The organism is Corallococcus sp. AS-1-6 (assembly GCF_020037015.1).
Lineage (GTDB): Bacteria > Myxococcota > Myxococcia > Myxococcales > Myxococcaceae > Corallococcus.
Window position 1 is genome coordinate 1 of sequence record NZ_JAIQDE010000049.1, and the last position, 18,014, is coordinate 18,014.

General features: G+C 69.8%; 15 protein-coding genes. 4 read left to right on the top strand and 11 right to left on the bottom strand.

What is annotated here, in order from left to right:
* Positions 1-73: 73 nt before the first annotated feature.
* The 3 genes from K8612_RS37630 to K8612_RS37640 all read right to left on the bottom strand — a co-directional run bounded on the left by K8612_RS37630 (position 74) and on the right by K8612_RS37640 (position 4,161).
* A complete protein-coding gene (locus K8612_RS37630; RefSeq protein WP_223765764.1) occupies positions 74-652 on the bottom strand; it encodes a hypothetical protein in 579 nt (192 codons plus the stop codon).
* Positions 653-875: 223 nt separating this feature from the next.
* Positions 876-1,589, bottom strand: a complete 714-nt coding sequence (locus K8612_RS37635) for a hypothetical protein (RefSeq protein ID WP_223765765.1) — start codon at positions 1,587-1,589, stop codon at positions 876-878.
* Between the two features lie 4 nt (positions 1,590-1,593).
* Positions 1,594-4,161, bottom strand: coding sequence for an RND family transporter (locus tag K8612_RS37640; protein ID WP_223765766.1), 2,568 nt, complete (start codon positions 4,159-4,161; stop codon positions 1,594-1,596).
* A gap of 377 nt (positions 4,162-4,538) precedes the next feature.
* Here K8612_RS37640 and K8612_RS37645 point away from each other — a divergent pair, with 377 nt between their 5' ends.
* Positions 4,539-7,028 (top strand): RND family transporter, encoded by a 2,490-nt coding sequence (locus K8612_RS37645; protein ID WP_223765767.1) that lies wholly within the window; start codon positions 4,539-4,541, stop codon positions 7,026-7,028.
* Positions 7,029-7,161: 133 nt separating this feature from the next.
* Positions 7,162-7,797 carry a sterol desaturase family protein gene (locus tag K8612_RS37650; protein ID WP_223765768.1) on the top strand — a complete coding sequence of 212 codons (636 nt, stop codon included), beginning with the start codon at positions 7,162-7,164 and terminating at the stop codon, positions 7,795-7,797.
* Positions 7,798-7,806: 9 nt separating this feature from the next.
* Here K8612_RS37650 and K8612_RS37655 read toward each other — a convergent pair whose 3' ends face one another.
* The 7 genes from K8612_RS37655 to K8612_RS37685 form a co-directional block, all read right to left on the bottom strand.
* The gene (locus tag K8612_RS37655; RefSeq protein ID WP_373692167.1) at positions 7,807-8,478 is read right to left on the bottom strand and encodes a DUF5953 family protein; all 672 of its coding nucleotides are present in this window, start codon (positions 8,476-8,478) and stop codon (positions 7,807-7,809) included.
* Positions 8,479-9,184: 706 nt separating this feature from the next.
* On the bottom strand, positions 9,185-9,766 hold the full coding sequence (locus tag K8612_RS37660; protein ID WP_223765770.1) for a phosphatase: 582 nt from the start codon (positions 9,764-9,766) through the stop codon (positions 9,185-9,187).
* Between the two features lie 19 nt (positions 9,767-9,785).
* A complete protein-coding gene (locus K8612_RS37665) occupies positions 9,786-10,781 on the bottom strand; it encodes a hypothetical protein (protein WP_223765771.1) in 996 nt (331 codons plus the stop codon).
* Positions 10,771-12,012 (bottom strand): GtrA family protein, encoded by a 1,242-nt coding sequence (locus K8612_RS37670; protein WP_223739549.1) that lies wholly within the window; start codon positions 12,010-12,012, stop codon positions 10,771-10,773. The genes K8612_RS37665 and K8612_RS37670 overlap by 11 nt, the downstream gene beginning before the upstream one ends.
* A complete protein-coding gene (locus K8612_RS37675; RefSeq protein WP_223739548.1) occupies positions 12,005-12,940 on the bottom strand; it encodes a phosphatase PAP2 family protein in 936 nt (311 codons plus the stop codon). Before K8612_RS37675 ends, K8612_RS37670 begins: the two co-directional genes overlap by 8 nt.
* A complete protein-coding gene (locus K8612_RS37680) occupies positions 12,918-14,252 on the bottom strand; it encodes an inositol-3-phosphate synthase (protein WP_223765772.1) in 1,335 nt (444 codons plus the stop codon). Before K8612_RS37680 ends, K8612_RS37675 begins: the two co-directional genes overlap by 23 nt.
* 430 nt (positions 14,253-14,682) lie before the next feature.
* Positions 14,683-15,201, bottom strand: a complete 519-nt coding sequence (locus K8612_RS37685; protein WP_223765773.1) for a pyridoxamine 5'-phosphate oxidase family protein — start codon at positions 15,199-15,201, stop codon at positions 14,683-14,685.
* Positions 15,202-15,368: 167 nt separating this feature from the next.
* Between K8612_RS37685 and K8612_RS37690 the strand changes: the two genes are divergently transcribed.
* Entirely contained in the window at positions 15,369-15,872 is a 504-nt protein-coding gene (locus tag K8612_RS37690; RefSeq protein ID WP_223739545.1) for a hypothetical protein, read from the top strand.
* Here K8612_RS37690 and K8612_RS37695 read toward each other — a convergent pair whose 3' ends face one another.
* The gene (locus K8612_RS37695; protein ID WP_373692168.1) at positions 15,873-16,391 is read right to left on the bottom strand and encodes an aldo/keto reductase; all 519 of its coding nucleotides are present in this window, start codon (positions 16,389-16,391) and stop codon (positions 15,873-15,875) included.
* 204 nt (positions 16,392-16,595) lie between these two features.
* Between K8612_RS37695 and K8612_RS37700 the strand changes: the two genes are divergently transcribed.
* Positions 16,596-18,008 (top strand): hypothetical protein, encoded by a 1,413-nt coding sequence (locus tag K8612_RS37700; RefSeq protein WP_223765774.1) that lies wholly within the window; start codon positions 16,596-16,598, stop codon positions 18,006-18,008.
* Positions 18,009-18,014: the final 6 nt, after the last annotated feature.

The following is an 18,014-nucleotide window of genomic DNA, read 5'->3' on the forward strand; positions in this document are numbered from 1 at the left end:
AGCTCAGCCCTGACCACGGTGCTGGCGGCCGCTCGGCCTCCAGCACCTTTCTTCAGCTAATTAGGGACACCCCCTAGCGCGTGGTGCCGTTGTTGGGCGCCATCGTGCCGGTGGAGTCCGGCACCGGCGTGGTCATGTTGCCCTTGGCGCCGGAGCTGTTCGGGTCCAGCGTGGAGTCGTTGGGCAGGTCGCTGTCGTCCGGGATGGCGCTGTCGTCCGTGTCCATGCCGGAGCCGCCCGTGCCCGGCTCGGTCATCTCGCCGTCGTGCACGCCGGGCTCGGCCTCGCCGGTGCCCGCGCCGCCCGTGCCCGGATCCATCATGCCGTCGTCGTTCGCGGGCGGCAGCGTGGAGTCATCCGTCGTGCCGGAGCCGCCGGTGTCCATGTCCGACGGAGGCATCGTCGGGTCCTGCGACGTACTGCCTGTGTCGTAGCCGGAGCCGCCGCTGCTGGGCGGCGGCGTGGTGGTGTTGCCGGAGCCGGTCGTGTCCGTCCCCGTGCCGCTGGAGTCCGTGCCCATGGTGGAGTCGGAGGCCGGCGCCGGCTCGGTGCCGCGCGTCGCGGACTGGTCCGACTTACAGCCCGTGCCGAGCGCGAGAGCACCCGCGAGAACCGCCGCCACCGTGAGCTGGGTCTTCAGGAACTTCTTCATGTGGATTCCCCCGATAGGAGTCTGACTGCTTGAAAGGTCCTGGCTGCCTGCAGGACCGAAGGTGAGCAGGCCCGGGGGTGTGTGCAGGGGTGGCTCATCCGCCTGCCTGCTCGGGGGACGGCAGGGGCGGACGCGAGGGGTGGGTTGCGCGGAAGGGGGGTGTCCTGCGCGCGTCAGGCCCGGTGGCCTGGAGTGCGAGCCGGCGAGCCCGGGCCTCGGGGGCTCAGGGGCTCGGAGGCTGGGTCACGTTGCCGCCGCCAATCGGCGTCACGGAGTTGCTGGACGTGTTGCTGTCCGGCGTCAGCGTGTTGCCGCCTGGAGACAGCGTGGTGGTGGGCTGGGAGCCCGTGATGGTGGGCGGCGTGAGGCCGGTGGCCGGCGGCAGCACCGCGCCCGTGCTGGACATGGTGCCCGTCGGGGTCCCCGGCGTGACGACGCTGGTGGAGGCGCCCGGCGCCAGGGTGCCGGGGGTCGTCGTGGCGGGCGGCATCAGCGCGCCCGTGGTGGCGGTGGAGCCCGTGGAGCCCGCCACGGTGGAGCTGGTGCCGGGGGCCAGCACCGCGCCGGTGCCCGTCACGGTGGTGGCCGAGCCGGGCGCCACCACGGTGCCTCCGCCCGTCACGGTGGTGGCGTTGCCGGGGCTGGACGGCCCGGTGCCGGAGAGGGACGGCTGGGCGCTGTACGGCTGCGGAATCACCGCGCCCGTGCTCGTGCCGGCGCCGCCGGTGCCCGTGTTCGCGCCGGTGAGGTCTCCAATGGGCTGGGTCACCGGACTGGCCGACACGCCGCTGATGGGGGCGGGGGTGCCCGCCGGTGCTCCGGGGTTCGGCTGGCTGGTGGTGATGGCGCCCGCGGAGTTCGGATCCACCTGTGCGTGCGCGGAGCCCAGCGCCAGGGTGCCCGCCGCCACGCTCATCCAGATCCATTGTTGGGACATCGCTCTACTCCTCGCGGGTATGGGGCCAGACGGGCGACACCCCGGCCTGATGGGAGGGCGTGGGCCGCTGAGGACCCTGGCCCTCCTTCATGAAGTGCTCACCCCGGAGCCTCGGGGGAACCGCACGGTGGCGGCGCTTGCGGTCGGAGAGGACCAGCAGCAACGCCGGGAAGGTCACCAGCATGATGAGCAGGTTCATCCCGAACCCCACGTTCGCCAGGGCGCCAATCGAGTTGAGGCCCGGGTGGTCCGCGAGCAGCAGCGCGCCGAACCCCACCGCGCTCGTGAGCAGGCCGCCGCAGATGGCCTTCCCCGTCTCCGAGTACACCCGCACGAAGTCGCTGCGCGGCGACGCGAGCCGCGTGATGAGGTGCACGCCCGCGTCCACCGTCGTCCCGATGAGCACCGGGATGACCAGGATGTTGAGGTAGTTGAACTCCATGCGCAGCAGCGGCATCACCCCCAGCACCGCGAACAGCGACACCACCGTGGGCATCAGGCACAGCAGCGCGAGGCGCAGGCCGCCCAGCGTCACCCACATGGCCAGCAGCACCATGAGCGTGGAGCCCAGCAGGATGAACGGCGCCTCGTGCGACACCAGGTTGAAGATGTCCGCCTGCACCATCGCCTCGCCGGCCACCACCGCGGGCCGGCCGTCCGGCAGCGTCATCCCGCGGACCTCCTTCGCCATCCGGCGCATGGCCCGGCCGTCGGACTGGTCCGCGGAGGGGTACACCAGCACGAAGCCGGTCCCCGGGCCGCCGCGCCCCTGGAACTGCTGACGCACGCTGGAGGGCAGGTCCGCCTCCGTGAAGGGCTTCGCCCGCACCTGCCTGCGCAGCTCCGCCAACTGCCCGCGCTGCTCCGGGGTGAGCTGCCCTTCGGGCACGTCCTCCACCAGCCTCCCGATGTCCTTCAGGATGGCCTGCTTCTCCGCCTGCCGCTCCGGCACCAGGCTCGCGAGCGCCGCGACGAAGTCCACCGTGGAGTTCGCGCCCAGCCGCCGCTTGCGCTCCTGGAGCTCCCGCACGACCGCGGCCTCCTCCGCGCGGGAGCGCGTGAGCACCACCAGCGGGACCTGCGAGTAGCCGATGAGCTGGTTGACGGCGCGGTCCAGCACGAACGAGTCCAGGCGCTGGTCCTGCAGCGAGCCGATGTCGTAGTCGAACCGCAGGCGCGGAATCTGCGTGAGCAGGCCCGCCACGACGAGCGCGGACACCGCCGTGAGCAGCCCGCGCCGGCGGGTGATGACGCGGCCCAGCGGCGCCTCCGTCATCTCCGTCGCCTTCGCGCGAGGCCTCCAGCCCCAGCGCGCCCCCAGCCCCAGCACCGCCGGCAGCACCAGCACGTACGCCAGGATGAGCACCAGCATGCCCACGCCCGCGATGACGCCGAACTCGCGGAACGCCGTGAGCCTGGACGTGCCCAGCACGAAGAAGGTGAGCGCCGCCACCAGCGCGGACACCAGCGCCGCGCCGCCCGTGTGCATGAAGGACTCGCGCGTGGCCTGTTCGGAGGAGCACCCCTCTCCGCGCAGCGTGAGGTAGCGGCCCAAGAGGTGGATGCCGTGCTCCACGCCCAGGCCGCCCAGGATGGCGCCCAGGAACGCCGTGAGCAGGTTGACGCGGCCGTACGCCACGCCCACCAGGCCGTAGGTCCACGCCAGGCCCGCGCCCACCGGCGCCAGCACCATCCCCACCGCGAGCACGCTGCGGAAGTGCAGGAACAGGTAGAGCAGCACCAGCACCGTGGCCACCGTGGAGGACACCGCCACGTCGCGGGTGATCTGCGCCTGCTGATCCATCTTCTTCTGGAACGAGCCGGTGATGGACGTGTGGAAGCCGGGGCCGTACTTCGACAGGTCCTCGCGCCGCAGGACGCCCCGCACCTCCTGGATGATGTTCGTGGAGAAGGTGAGGTCCGCGGACGACACCTCCGGCTTGGCCAGCACCACCACGCGGCGCGCGTCCGGGTCCAGGTAGTAGTCGCTGGGGTGGCTGGACAGGCGCGTCACCGCGCCGCCGCCGTACTTCTGCTCCAGGTCGGAGAAGTCCAGCGGCGGGGGCGGCTCATCGTCCAGCGACACGAAGAGCGGGTTGGCCCGCGCCTTCTCCCAGGTGAGGCGCGCGTCGATGCGGCGCTCCACCTCCCGCAGGTCCTCGGGTGACAGGAAGTAGAGCGCGTGGGCGCGGAAGAAGCTGCTGGGGCGGGTGATCTCCACGTAGCGGATGCCCGGCAGCGCCTCCAGCTTCGGCGCCACGTCCTCCGCGAATTTCTGGAGCTGCGCCGGGTCCCCGTTCTCTCCCACCACCACCACCCACCCCTGGGCGCCGAAGCGCTGCTCCAGGGTGTGGATGGCCTGCACGCTTTCGAAGGACCGGGGCAGCAGGTCCACCAGGTTCGCGTTGAGGGTCAGGTGGCGCGCGGACAGCAGCCCCAGCACGGACAGCACCAGCGCGCAGACGAGCGCCGTGAAGGGGCGGCGGTGGTTGTGCGCAGCCAGCGCACCCATCGCGCGCTCCACCCGGTGCATCCACGCGCGCTCCGCTGCTGAAGACGGGTTCGAGGCCATCGACCATGCCCCCCAGCGGCGCCTGCCTCCTGGCAGGGCCCATGTCGAAGCAGAAGCTGGCCACGCCGCGATCCTCCGACACGACGGCGCGAGGGGTCGCTCCGCCCGTCCGCCACGTCTGGAAGGGTGGGGCAAAATGCCTCAATCCCCAGAGGAGAAGCGGATCCCCTGGCGGGCTTCGCGCCCGGGCGGCATACATGGCGGCGTTCGTTGATGCGCCTCTTGTTCCCCAGGCCAGGCATGCGGCCAGTGGAGGCCCCGGGCCGATGCCTGGACGCACGGTGGCCCGAGGCATATACGCGTGAGCGGCCCGGTTCGTTCGGGCTCAAGGTTGTCCCCGGCCGTCAGGCGCGGGCTTTCAGCAGGAAATCACATCCATGAGTGAGACGCGGTGGTCCGGACGGTTCGAGGCGGCGATGGGCTCCCTGGCGGCCCGCAGCCACCAGAGGCCCTGGGTGGCGCTGTTCGTGACGCTGGTCCTGACGGGCCTCGGCACCTTCTTCGCGCGCGACCTGCGCCTCAACGCGGACCTGGCCAACCTGCTGCCCAAGTCGTTCCAGTCCGTGCAGGACCTGGAGAAGCTGCGCACGCGCTTCGGCGGCCAGGGCAACGTGGTGGTGGCCGGCATCGGCGCGGAGCCCGAACAGCTCAAGCAGTTCGTGGATGACATGGCGCCGAAGCTGGCGACGCTGTCGGAGATCCGCTTCGTCAACGCGCAGCGGCCCAGCCAGTTCTTCGACGAGCACGGCCTCTACTACGTGGACCTGCCGGACCTGAAGACCATCGAGGAGCGCATCGACGCGCGCTTCGCCTGGGAGAAGGCGCAGGCCAACCCGCTCTTCGTGCGCCTGGAGGAAGAGGCGCCCCCGTCCCTGGACTTCAGCGACATCCAGAAGAAGTACACCGGCGGCGCGAACATGCGGCTCGCGGGGCAGGGCGGCCTGTACTACCTGGATCCGCAGGAGCGCATGGTGGTGATGCTCCTGAAGGCCCGGGGCTCCTCCGCGGACCTGGGCTACTCCAAGACGGTCATCGCCCAGGTGGAGGACTACCTGGCGAAGCAGGACCTGTCGAAGTACGGCCCCGGCTTCCGCACGGAGATCACCGGCACGTTCAAGAAGAAGATCGACCAGCAGGCGGTCATCACCGGGGACCTGGCGCGCGCGTCCACGCTTGCGCTGGTGCTGCTGCTGGCCTACCTCATCTTCCACTTCCGCAGCGGCCTGTCCGTGGGCCTCACCATGGTGCCGGTGGTCGCGGGCCTGTCGTGGACCTACGGCTTCGTGGGCGTGGCGTACGGGCAGGTGAACCTGCTGACGGGCTTCCTCGCGGCGGTGCTGGGCGGCCTGGGCGTGGAGCACGGCATCCACCTGCTGGGGCGCTGGGGCACGCTGCGCTCGGAGGGCATGACGTCGGAGGAGGCGGTGCGGGAGACGTTCCGGCACACGGGCTTCTCCGCGCTCATCTCCGCGCTGGTGGCGGCGCTCACGTTCCTCAGCCTGTCGTGGTCGGAGTTCAGGGCGTTCCACGAGTTCGGCGTCATCGCGGCGGTGGGCATGATGGTGAGCGTGGCGTCGTACCTGCTCATCCTGCCGGCGCTGCTGGGGCTGGTGTCGCGCTGGGGCTGGGTGCCGCGTGAGCACCAGTCGCAGTCCGGGCCCATGGCGATGCTGGCGCGCTTCCTGCCGCGCCGCTACCGCGCGGTGGCCATCGTCATCGGCGTGGCGCTGGTGGGGCTCATCAGCCAGGCGTACCGGGTGAGCTTCAACTACGACTCCACGAAGCTGGATGACGTGTCGCTGCCGAGCGTGCGGTTGGACCGGCGCATCGACCACATCCTGGGCTACTCGGCGACGCCGGTGGTGGTGCTGACGGACTCGGAGCCGATGGAGCGCGAGGTGGTGAAGCAGCTCCAGGCGCGCAAGGAGAAGTACGGCAAGGACTCCACCATCGACTTCGTGGGCGCGCTGGAGGACCTGGTGCCCCAGCACCAGGAGGAGAAGCACGCGCTGCTCCAGTCCATCCACCAGAAGCTCCAGCGCATCGATCCGGAGCGCGTGGACAAGGCCCAGCGTGACGACCTGGTGCGCGCGGTGAAGATGACGGGCGCGAAGCCCTTCACGCGCGAGGACCTGCCGGTGAGCCTGCGCCGCCAGTTCGAGCCCGCGGCCGGCCAGAAGGGCGGCGTGGTGCTGGTCTACGCGAACGTGAGCCTGTCGGACGGCGCGGGCACGCGGCGCTTCACCAAGGAGGTGCGCAACCTCCAGATGCCGGACGGCAGCCAGGTGTCCGCGGCGGGCGAGGCGCTCATCCTGGCGGACATCCTGGACATGGTGGCCTCCGAGGGCCCGCGCATCCTGGTGGCCGCGGTGGTCAGCGTCTTCCTGGCCATGTGGCTGACGCTGGGCTCGCTGCGCAACGCGGTCATCTGCATGCTGCCCACGCTGCTGTCCATCGCGGCGCTGGTGGGCCTGATGTCCCTCATGGGCCTGCAGTTCAACTACCTGAACATCGTGGTCATCCCGGTGCTCATCGGCACGACGGTGGATGCGGGCGTGCACCTGATTGAGCGCCTGGGCGAGCCGGGCGCGGACTTCGTGACCGTCTACGCGGAGACGGGCCGGGCCATCACGGGCGGCCTGCTCACGAGCGCCATCGGCTTCCTGGCGCTGGTGTTCGCCAAGCACCCGGGCCTCAACTCCATTGGCGACCTGGCCAACCTGGGCTTCGCGGTGAACATGGTGGTCGTGCTGGTGGGCTTCCCGGCGCTCCTGCTGCTCGTGGACCGCTGGCGCAACAAGCACAGCAGCGCCACGTCCACCCCGGCGGCCGGCGGCGACGAGGGCCAGCGCCCCGCGGAGAGCTGAGGCGCCCGGGGATGGCGGGGCCGGTCCGCAAGGCAACACCGCGGAGGGACGAACGGGCATGGGCACCCGGCGGTCCCCGGCCCCACCTTCGTCCTGTATGGGGCGCTCATACTTCAGGTATCAATCTGGCCGGATGTTCGAGAACGCCTTCCTCGAGGCGGCCTCGAAGCTACACCCCGCGGTGCCGGTCCTGCTCTACGGCCCGCTCACGCTGGGCCTGCTCGGGTGGGGGCTGTCAGGGGGACGGACGACGGTGGGGCGGGCCCTGCTGTTCATCCCGCTGGGCCTGCTGACGTGGATCCTCATGGAGTACTGCATCCACCGGTTCTTCTTCCACTGGGAGGGCAAGGGCCCGCTCAGCCGGCGGGTGCATGAGATTGCGCACGGCTACCACCACAAGTACCCGGACGACTCGCAGCGCCTGGTGATGCCGCTCATCGTCACCGTGCCGCTGTCCTCGCTCATCGGGGTGTCGCTGTGGTGGGTGGGCCGCCCGGCGGAGATGCTCCCGTACTTCGTGGGCATCGTCTGGGGCTACGTGACCTACGACACGCTCCACTGGGCCACGCACCACCGCACGCCGCGCACGGCCTGGGGCAAGGCGCTGCGCGCGCACCACATGGCGCACCACTTCGCGACGCCGGACCGCAACTTCGCCATCAGCAACCGGTGGATGGACGCGCTGATGGGGAGCGGAGGGCGGCGCCCCGCGAAGGAAGCATCACGCGGCGAGGCACCTCCCAAGCAGGGCGCCGGCGTGGGGCCCTGAGGCGCGGCGTCAGGGGTCCATACGCCCGCCAATCACCGGGAACCGGTCGTAGGCCCGCAGGAGCGCGTCCAGGTGGGCAGGATTGTCGAGGGTGAGCGGCGCGTCCGTGAGCTGGACCAGCCACCCGCCGGATGGGAGCCTCCTCGAGCGCGAGAGCAGGTCCGCGTCGTGCTCTGGAGCCGGGAACCCGATGGTTCGTGCGGCTGCGGCGGACCAGTAGTTCAACCAGCCCAGCCGATGGGGAATCTCTGGCGAGCGGAGCTCTTGGGGGAACTTGAGTGCGGGCAGGCCCCGCGGAGGCACCTGGGGTTTGCGCACGGGGTGGACTGTCTGGCGTGAGAGTTCCGCCGCCGCCTCAAAGGGCGTGGCATGACCCCACAGCGCGTGCGCTCCTTCGCCCATGGCCTCCAGAGCCTTCGAGGCTACCGCAAGGCTCTCCGCGTCCATTGGGAGCTTGGCGTGGACGTCGAGCAGTGGCGTGGGGCCAGGTCCATCCAGTGCGGACATCGTCACGGGCGCGCCTTCATCGTTGTTGCAGATGAAGGGGATTCCCCCGTCCCTGCGGATCCGGGCGAGCCACTCATCCCGCTCAGGGAGGGGCACGAGTTCCTGCTCATCCGAGACGGTCCACCCCAGCCGAAGGCCGGGAACCACGTGCTCCAGTCCATGCGCCGCGGCCACGAGACAACGCTCGTCCCCTGGATGTGCGGGCACATAGACCCGGATGGCGAGGGAGGTGGAAGTAACGTGCGATGTACGCGGAGGTGCGGGCGTGGGCATGCCTGGGCCGTGGCTGTACCTCCATGAACGGTCAAAGGGGAGCGAAGTGCTTCGCGTCCGTCATGAAGGTGCACCTGAGAGAGTAAGTGCTCATGCGGCCACGTCGCAGAGTATGCGCACGAAGTTCATGAGCTTCTCGGGCTCACCAAAGAGCGAATCATTTTGCACTTAGAGTTGCCGGTGCCTTTTCCCTGGTTAAACAAGGACGCTGGGACCGTCGTCAGTTGAAGCGAGCTGTCGCCCATGGAGTTCAGACGGTTCGGGCAGGTAGTAGCTACTGTAAGTGGTTCGCATGGTCGGCTATCGCCGTCGCTGTTGTCGCGCTCGTCGGTTTGAAGGCGTTCGCAAGCGTCGTCGTGAGTCTAAATCAGCCGGAGGTCACCATGGGAGTCATCAAGTCGTTGTTCACGTGTCGGGTCGTACTTGCCGCATTCGTTGAAACGGCGTGGTCGATCTTCGTGAATCTTCTTACGAGTAGCCGCCTCGCTTGAACTGATGACATCCCGCCCCCGGCGTGTGAGGCGCTGACAGTGATAAGAACAATGGGCCTCAGTGGAGGACACTGGGGCCTTTGTTCAATTCAGGGATGCTAGAGCCCCCGTGCATACTAGGCCGCCTTCTCCGGAACGCCCGTCCACGCGGCCACGAAGTCCGCCAGACCGCGCAACTGCCGGTCGTTGAGCGTGGCCTGCCAGCGCGCGTGGCGCACCGCCCGGTACGCCTCCGGCGCATCCCAGCCGCGCGCCACCATGACCGCCAGGCCCATCAGCGGGCCGCGCCCCACGCCGTGCTCGCAGTGCGCGTACAGCACGCCGCCCGCGTCCAGCCGGGGCAGCGCCCAGTTCACCCCTTGCGACAACTGCTCCACGGACGGCGGGTAGCGGTCCGTCACCGGCAGGTGGAGCAGCTCGATGCCCAGCGCCGCCAGCGCCTCGCGGTCGTCCCAGCGCTCCGCGCGCAGGTCGATGACACAGGTGATGCCCCGGGCCTTCAACTCGCCGTAGCGCGCGCGGGACACGCTGCCGCCCACGTGCAGCCACGGGTTCACCTGGGACACGTTGAGGGCGCGCTTGCCGGGCAGCTTGGTGGTCCACTCCACCCCGCGCGCCACCACCCGCAGCACCTGCTTGCGCACGAACCCCCGGACCCCGGGGACGTGATGCACCGACCGCAGCAACGACTCGCTCACGCTGAGAACCCCTGCTCCGCTACTCGCCTTCCAACGTCACTTCCATCAGGCCGTCCACCGGCGCCTTGCCCGGGCGCTCCATCACGCCCCGCAGCAGGTACGTCACCGGCGAGCCCACCATCGGCCGCACCAGCCCGCTCAGCACGCCCAGCGACTCCACCGGCGCGCTGCGCTGGAGCAGCGACGTGCCCTTGAGCGTCACGGCCGGCTTGCCGTCGCGGTCGGTGAACTCCGCCCGCCAGGTGCTCTTGTCCTTCGTCCCCGTCTGGTTGAGCGTGAAGGACTCCAACAGCCGCGCGTCCCCCTGGTCCTCCCAGAGGTACACCGGCGCGTAGTCGCCGCCCTGGCCCTCGCGCCCCAGCACCACCGCGTAGGGCGGCCCCTTGAGCGCGCGGAAGCGCACCCAGCGCTTCGCCACCTTCGCCGGCGCCACCGTGCTGCGCGAGTGGTCCACGTACCCGCCGCCCTTCAGCGTCACCGCCTCTTGCTGTGGCACGCGCAGCTTCACCGTCACCGGGCTGCCGGCCAGCACGACCTCATGGCGGTAGCGGTCCTTGCCGCTCTCCACCACGGAGCCGTCCGGCGACCACGGCTCCGGCTTGCGCGCGTACTCCAACTGCACCCGGCCGTTGTCCAGGGCCGCGTCCACCGTCAGGCCCGTGTCCGAGACCCGGGCGGTGCACTCCCCCAGGGTCAACTGGTCCAGGGCCGCGTTGTAGCTCCAGTCGTTCGCCCCCAGGCGCTTCTGCGGCGCCCAGGCGCGCTTGCCCGGCCGCAGGACCGTGGCGCGGCAGATGCCCGTGCGCGACCCCGGGCCGATGTTCGTCACCGTCAGGTTCACCGACACGTAGGTGCCGTCGTCCGCGTCCGCCACGAAGGTGAAGCTCTCGCCGTACCGGTCGCTGGAGTCGAAGGACACCTTCAGCACGCCACCCGCCGCCGCCACCCCCGGGAGCGAAAGCAGGGCCCCCACCAGCAGGGCCCTCAAGCCGCGGGCGAGCGTGTCACGCCGCATGGGGCCGCTGCTCCAGGAGCTCGTCCGAGGTGTCGTTGAAGACGTAGTCGCGCTGCAGCGGCAGGTTCCACGCGAAGTACACGACGCCGCGCACCACCCACCAGCCCAGCGTGTACGCCAGTTGCGGGTGCAGCGTGAGCAGCGCCACGCCGCCCGCGTTGAGCAGCGCGCTGGTGGCGCTCACCAGCGTGTAGCGCGCCAACTGCGGCGCCACCGCCCCCTGGCTGCGGAAGGTGATGACCCGGTTGATGGAGTAGTTCACCACGCCGCCCAGCACGCAGCCGGCCACCGTGGCCCACACCGGGGAGATGCCTCCCCACTCCACCATGCCCAGCACCGCCACGAAGTCCACCGCCGTGGCGATGGCGCCCGCCGCCGCGTTGAAGCCGAACAGCGCCACGCCCGAGCGCTGCGTCACCGGCTTCTTGGGCGTCAGGGCCCGCACCAGCGTGCGGAAGCGCGACACCGCCGTGACGTTGCTCAGGATGGCCACGAACACCAGGCCCGCCACCGCCAGCCAGTGCATGGGGTGCTTCTGCTCCGGCCAGAACAGCGCCTCCAGGATGGGCGACAGCGCCGTGCCCACGCCCAGGAACAGCACCCGCTCCAGCCGCTGCATCGCGCCGTCGCGCACGCTCACGCCCAGGCCTTCCCCCTTGGCGCGCACGTACGGCACCAGCGAGGAGCCCATCAGCGCCCCCAGCGCGGGCAGCAGCACCCAGGTGTCCCGGTAGTACCAGGCCAGGCCCATCAGGATGGCGGAGTCCACGTACCGGTCCAGCACGGAGTCCAGCGCCGCGCCCGCGGGGTTCGCCTCCTTGCGGGTGCGCGCCACGCGGCCGTCCATCACGTCCAGCACGCCCGCGAAGAGGAACAGCCAGCCGCCCAGCGCGAAGCGGCCCGCCGCCACCGCCACGCCGGAGGACACGCCCAGCAGGCCCGACAGCATGGACAGCGCGTTGGCCGGCAGGCCCGAGCGCAACAGCACCGTCCACAGCGGCTGGATGACCCAGAAGAAGTAGTGGCGCAGGAAGAAGCCCACCAGCACCGACTTGCCGCGCGTCAGCGTCTCCGCGTCCCGGGGGATGCCCTTGATGGCACACCGGATACAGAAGAGCACCAGGCCCACGAGGAAGTACGCGACCGCGAACAGCGCGGGCGCCAGCGCGGTCCAGATGCGCGCCGAGGGGGACAGGTCTCCACTCAGCAAGGCCAGCACGTTGTCATGCACGGGTGTTCCCTCCAGACGGCAGGGTCATGGGCGCCACTCCCGGCGCTTCCACGGCCCGTCTTGCGAAGACAGCCCTCACGACGACGTAGGCCACGACCGCCGCGGTGGCTCCCGCGAGCACGTCGAGGACGTAGTGGTGCGTGAGATACACGGCGGAAAAAGCGACGAGCAGCGCGAACAGCCCGGTCCCCACCCGCCAAGCGGGGCCCTTGTGCCACATCACGAGCACCATCATCAGCGGGTAGGCCGCGTGCAGCGACGGCATGGCGCCGAAGACGTTGGGGTTGCGCCCGTAGAAGTTCGCGAAGTACTGGATGCCGAAGAAGGCGTCGAAGCGCGCGGTGCCCGCCGGACTGGGTGGCGCCGCCAGGTCCGCGAGCCCCGGCCCGTACTTCAGGATGTACCAGGGGGGAGCCGCGGGGTAGATGACGTAGGTGACCACGCCGATGGCGTTCACCACGAAGAAGGCCCAGCACAACTGTTCGAAGCGTGCGTCCTTCTTGAAGAAGAACCACAGCGCCACGAGGAAGACCTCGTAGATGTAGGCCGCGTAGGCCCAGCCGCACAGCAGGTCCAGCGGCGTGTTCGGGTGACGCGACCACCACTCGGGCCAGTGCGTGCCGCCCGGGGCGGGGAACAGCAGCTTCTCCAGGTTCCACAGGTCGCCCGTGTGGATGGTGCCGCGCACCCCCAGCCACAGCGCCTGGCTGTCCAGAATCATGCCGGTGAGCCACAGCGGAAACGCGCCGCGGAGGAACCGCCGCGGGCCGGCGCCGGCCCAGGCCAGCACCACCAGCAGCAGGTCCGCCGCGACGTGCTCCCACCGGACCCTTCCGGTGGAGACGACCAGCGCGAAGTGGCCCGCCGCCATGACGGTGACGAGCCACTTGAACGCGGAGTCCTTCTTAGCGGGAGAGCGGGAGGTCATCCCCGTAGTAGTCCATCCCCAGGTGCGTGATGGGCTCTTCGCCCGCGACGACGCGCAGCGTGTTCTTCAGCTTGGTGAGCTGGATGAACAGGTCGTGCTCCACCGGCAGGCCCGGGTGGGCCATGGGGCTCTTGAAGTAGAAGGACATCCACTCCTGGATGCCCCGCCACTCCAGCCGCTTGGCCAGGTCCATGAACAGCGCGATGTCCAGGACGAGCGGCGCCGCCAGGATGGAGTCGCGGCAGAGGAAGTTGACCTTGATCTGCATCGGGTAGCCCAGCCACCCGGTGATGTCGATGTTGTCCCAACCCTCCTTCGCGTCGCCGCGGGGCGGGTAGTAGTGGATCGACACCTTGTGCGAGTACTTGTTGTACAGCTCCGGGTACAGGTCCGGCTGCAGGATGGTGTCGAGCACGCTCGACTTGGTCACTTCCTTGGCCTTGAAGGCCTGCGGATCATCCAGCACCTCGCCGTCGCGGTTGCCCAGGATGTTGGTGGAGAACCAACCCTCCAGGCCCAGCATGCGCGCCTTGAGCGCGGGCGCGATGACCGTCTTCATCATCGTCTGGCCGCTCTTGAGGTCACGGCCCGCCACGGGCACGGCCTCCTGCTTCGCCAGCTCCTGCAGCGCCGGCGTGTCCACGCTGGCGTTCGGCGTCGCGTTGGCGAACGGCACGCCTTCCTTGATGGCCGCGTAGGTGTAGAGCGCCGTGGGGTTGATGTCCGGGCTGTTCGCGTCCAGCGCCTTCTCGAAGTTGGCCAGCGTCTGGAAGGCCTCCGGCAGCGGGCGGAAGGTCTCCACGCTGCTGCACACCACCATCACGGCGCGCTTGGCGTTGAGCTCCTTCTTGAAGTCCCGGATGTCCTGGCGCAGCGCCTCGATGCTCTCGCGGTGCGTCTTGGTCGCCTTGACGTGGTTCGCGGCGATCCGGCGCACGAACTCCGGATCATGCACGCCCGGCTTCGGCTTGATGCCCTGGAGGAAGGGCTTCACCTGCTCCAGGTGCTTGTCCGTCAGCACGCCCGAGCGCACGGCCACCTGGTAGGCGTCCTCGCTGATGATGTCCCACGCGCCGAAGACGACGTCATCCAGCGTGGCCAGCGGCACCAGCTCGTTGAGCTTCACGGTGCGGCCGTCGGTGCGCTTGCCCAGACGGGCCGTGCCCATCTGCGTGAGCGAGCCGATGGGGGCGCCCTTGCCCTGCCGCGCCAGCTCCACACCCGCCATCAGCGTGGTGGAAACAGCGCCCAGGCCCGGGATGAGCACCGCCAGCTTGCCCTCGGGCTTCGCGACCTTCTTCTTGTTCTCCATCGTCCTGATTCCTTCGAAAGGCGGGAAATCGCTCCGCCCAATGAGCGTCTCCGAGTCCGTCCATCCGGCGCCGGCAGGAATGCCGGACGGAAGGTGGAAAATCTCGAAAGCGGATGGTTGATACTCTAAACCGTCTGTCACTTCAACGTGATGTGCGGGACGGTGCCCGGCTCGTACCACGGCGGCGCCCGGCTGCATGACTCGGGCCGGGGCTGGGTTACAAGCCAGGACGAACGGCGCTGTCAGAGAAACAGCAACCACGGGACAAAAGTCTCACCCACCACGGCAGGCTCACTCGGGTGCGCCTGCCGGGTGGGCCGGAGTGGTACGGGTCTGAGCCTGTCCTGCTTTCACACACCCCCTGACACACGTGTCAGGTTTCAAGAGGGTGGGAGCCGCCGGTCTTCCGGCGGCCCTGTCCGGGTTCCCGTCAGTTGTGGCGGGGGGCGCCCCGGTCGAGCTTCTGGTTGTCACCGGGGTGGTACCTGTCGCCGGTGAGGACGGCTTTCACGAAGCCGACCAGTTGGACCATCTTGCTGTTGGGCGTGTCCCAGTACTCGGCCTTCTCGACGGAGACGCGCAGCAGGGCCAGGTTCGGATCATCCAGCCCCTGGGGGAACCAGGCCTTGAGGGCGGGGTTCCACAGCTCCTTCGCCTTGGCCTTGTCGTGGATCAGCGTGCAGCGGCCGCTGACGGACACGTACCGGTCCCGGGTGGGGTCGGCGTAGGCGAGGCTGACGTGGTGGTCCTTCCGCACCTCGTCCACCTTGTGGGTGTGGTCGTTGGTGAAGAACCACAGCTCCCCGTCGAAGTCCTTGTCGTAGGTCCACATCGGCCGGCTGCGAAGGCTGCCGTCGGTGTCCACCGTCGTCATCATCGCGACCTTGATGCCGTGGATGAGCTTGCCCAGGTGCTCCACCACGTCCTGCGGACTCTTCGTCGTCGTCATGTGCTCGCCTCCCTTGGCGGTTGAAGGTAGGCAGCGGTCGGGCGGCGAACATCGTCCGCGCCGCCGGGTCGGCACCCGGGCAGCCGGGCGTGTGATAGGGGGCGTTGCGGGCCCACTCGCTTGTTTCGTCCTTCGGAACGAGGCGTGACGGCCGGGAGCGACAAGGGATGCTGAAGACCGCGTGGAACGAGTGGAGCCTGAAGGCGCTGCAACTGGAGACGGCCCTGCTGGCGCTGGAGGAGATCGAGCTGCCGGACGCGATGCACGCGCTCCAGGACGCCGCCCAGCAGAAGCTGCTGGAGCTGGCGCGGGCGTGGCAGAAGACGCAGCCCGCGAAGGAGCCGCGCCAGTGGACGCGCGAGGAGAAGGCGGGCGGGGTGCCTCGCGACGAGGAGCTGGCGGACCTGGTGAAGGGCTTCCGCGAGGACGGCAAGACGTGGACGCTCTACCGCCTCACCAGCGACAAGAAGGAAGTGGTGGAGACGGTGGTGTCCGAGGGGCGCGCGTGCATGGCCGCGGGCGGCGAGTACTACCTGGGCCAGTGGGACGCGGAGGAGGGCGTGCTGGAGGTGGGGCGTGACGACGAGGCCGGCGAGCCTGGCACCGGGCTGGTGCTGGAGCCGGGCGGGGAGCTGCGCTACGCGCCTTCCCCCGAGCTGGCGGACCTGTAGTCAGGATTCGAAGAGCTTCACCATCCGCGCGCGCAGCTTGTCGTCCGGCAGCCGTCCGAAGCCTGCCTTCACGTTGTCCTCCAGGTGGGCGGGGTCGGACGTGGCGGGGATGGGGCAGTTCACGGCCGGGTGGCCCAGGATGAACTTGAGGAAGAACTGGGCCCAACTGGAGCAGTCGAACTCCGAGGCCCAGTCCGGCAGGGGCTTCCCCTTCATCTTGCGGAAGAGGTGGCCCTTGTCGAAGGGCTCCATGACGAGCACGGCCACGCCGTGCTCCCTCGCCGCGGGCAGCAGGCGCGCCTCCGCGTCGCGCATCGCGAGCGAGTAGGGCAACTGCACGAAGTCCAGCTTGCTGCTTTTGATGTGCTTCTCCAGGTCGTCGAAGGCGCCGCGCAGGTAGTGGGTGACGCCCACGTAGCGGATCTTCTTCGCGGCCTTCAGCTCCCGCAGCACGGGCAGGTGCACGTCCACGTCCAGCAGGTTGTGCACCTGCATCAGGTCCATGCGGCCGTGGCCCATCTTCTGGAGGGAGGCGTGGAGCTGCGCCGATGCCCGCCACCAGGACCTCTCTGCGGGACGGGGGAGGGGGGCGGGACATGGGGGGAGCGTAGCGGCCGGAGGCGCCGGGCACCGGGCTTCGTGAGGCGCGAAGACGGGCAGGTGACAGTTCTGGAGGGCCGCGGTGTTCCCTTCGCCGAATCCCTTTCGAGGAAGGTCCAGGCGATGAAGCGGAAGGTCGCGGTGTGTGTCGGGGTGATGGTCGCGGTGGCGGCGGGAGCGGCCGGGGCCGAGGAGCGGACGGAGGGGACCGCCGCTCCGGAGTCACACGCTGCTCCGGCGCAGGAGGCACCGGCGCCCACGGCCGTCGCGGTCCCGGTCTCCGCGCTGTCGCCCGCGCCCCTCGTGGAGGCGGCGACGGGCGGTGAGCCCGCCACCGTGGCCCGGCAGCGCTCGGACGCGGAGGAGCTTCACGTCCCGGTGGTGCTGATGGCCCTGCCGCACGTGAGCACGGCGGGCACGGCCACGGAGCGGCTGGTGACCACGTTCGCGCTGGGGGCGCTCGCGACGCATGCGAAGCGGGTGGACGGCGCGGCCATGTCGCTGGGCGCGAACTGGGTGGGCGAGGACCTGTCCGGCGTGCAGCTCACGCTCGGGGCCAACGTGGTGCGAGGCACGGCGTCCGGCGCGCAGTTCTCCGTGGGCGGCAACATCGTCACGGGCGACCTGGACGGCCTCCAGGCCGCAGTGGGCCTCAACGTGGTGAAGGGCGCGGCGGTGGCCGGCCAGTTCTCCGTGGGCGGCAACGTGGCCGCCGGCGCGCTGTCCGGCGGCCAGTTCTCCGTGGGCGCCAACATCGCGGGCTCGGGCGGCGTGGGGGGCCAGTTCACGGTGGGCGCGAACATCGCGTCCGCGCCGTTCAAGGGCATGCAGGCCGCGGCGGGCGCGAACATCGCCCAGACGCTGTCGGGCCTCCAGGCCTCCTCGGGCTTCAACTACGCGGGCCGGATGGAGGGCGCGCAGGTGTCGCTCCTCAACGTGGGCGGGGACGTGTCCGGCGCGCAGGTGGGGTTGATCAACGTCGCGGGCAAGGTGGACGGCCTCCAGTTGGGGTTGATCAACGTGGCGCGCGAGTCCCAGGGCGAGGCGCTGGGCCTGCTCAGCTTCATCGGCAACGGCCAGGCGAACCTGCAGTTGTGGGCCAGCGACATCGCGTACACCAACGTCGCGGTGAAGTTCGGCGGCCGGCACTTCCACACGCTGCTCACGCTGGGCTTCAACCCGGGCACGGACACGCACCGGCGCCGTTACGTGGGAGGCATGGGCTTTGGCGCGCACATCCCCGCGGGGCCATTGTTCTTCGACCTGGATGTCATTGGCAGCGGCGTCCACACGGACAACCTCTTTCGCGATGGCGACGGCTTGAACGTGCTGGGACAGTTGAGGCTGGTGGCGGGCTGGCAGGTGGCGAAGCGGTTCGCGCTCATCGGCGGCGTCACCGGCAACACGCTCGTGACCTGGGACAACGGGGACCGTTGGGAGGAGCTGGGCATCGGGCCGGAGTGGCGCAGCGTCTCCGACGGGGGGCGCACCACCGTGCGCGTGTGGCCGGGCGTCCTGCTGGGCGTGCAGATCTGACGCGGC

Excerpts from the sequence above, each read along its gene's own strand:
- K8612_RS37630 (WP_223765764.1), bottom strand. The coding sequence starts at position 652 with ATGAAGAAGTTCCTGAAGACCCAGCTCACGGTGGCGGCGGTTCTCGCG.
- K8612_RS37635 (WP_223765765.1), bottom strand. The coding sequence starts at position 1,589 with ATGTCCCAACAATGGATCTGGATGAGCGTGGCGGCGGGCACCCTGGCG.
- K8612_RS37640 (WP_223765766.1), bottom strand. The coding sequence starts at position 4,161 with ATGGCCTCGAACCCGTCTTCAGCAGCGGAGCGCGCGTGGATGCACCGG.
- K8612_RS37645 (WP_223765767.1), top strand. The coding sequence starts at position 4,539 with ATGAGTGAGACGCGGTGGTCCGGACGGTTCGAGGCGGCGATGGGCTCC.
- K8612_RS37650 (WP_223765768.1), top strand. The coding sequence starts at position 7,162 with ATGTTCGAGAACGCCTTCCTCGAGGCGGCCTCGAAGCTACACCCCGCG.
- K8612_RS37665 (WP_223765771.1), bottom strand. The coding sequence starts at position 10,781 with ATGCGGCGTGACACGCTCGCCCGCGGCTTGAGGGCCCTGCTGGTGGGG.
- K8612_RS37675 (WP_223739548.1), bottom strand. The coding sequence starts at position 12,940 with ATGACCTCCCGCTCTCCCGCTAAGAAGGACTCCGCGTTCAAGTGGCTC.
- K8612_RS37680 (WP_223765772.1), bottom strand. The coding sequence starts at position 14,252 with ATGGAGAACAAGAAGAAGGTCGCGAAGCCCGAGGGCAAGCTGGCGGTG.
- K8612_RS37685 (WP_223765773.1), bottom strand. The coding sequence starts at position 15,201 with ATGACGACGACGAAGAGTCCGCAGGACGTGGTGGAGCACCTGGGCAAG.
- K8612_RS37690 (WP_223739545.1), top strand. The coding sequence starts at position 15,369 with ATGCTGAAGACCGCGTGGAACGAGTGGAGCCTGAAGGCGCTGCAACTG.
- K8612_RS37695 (WP_373692168.1), bottom strand. The coding sequence starts at position 16,391 with ATGGGCCACGGCCGCATGGACCTGATGCAGGTGCACAACCTGCTGGAC.
- K8612_RS37700 (WP_223765774.1), top strand. The coding sequence starts at position 16,596 with ATGAAGCGGAAGGTCGCGGTGTGTGTCGGGGTGATGGTCGCGGTGGCG.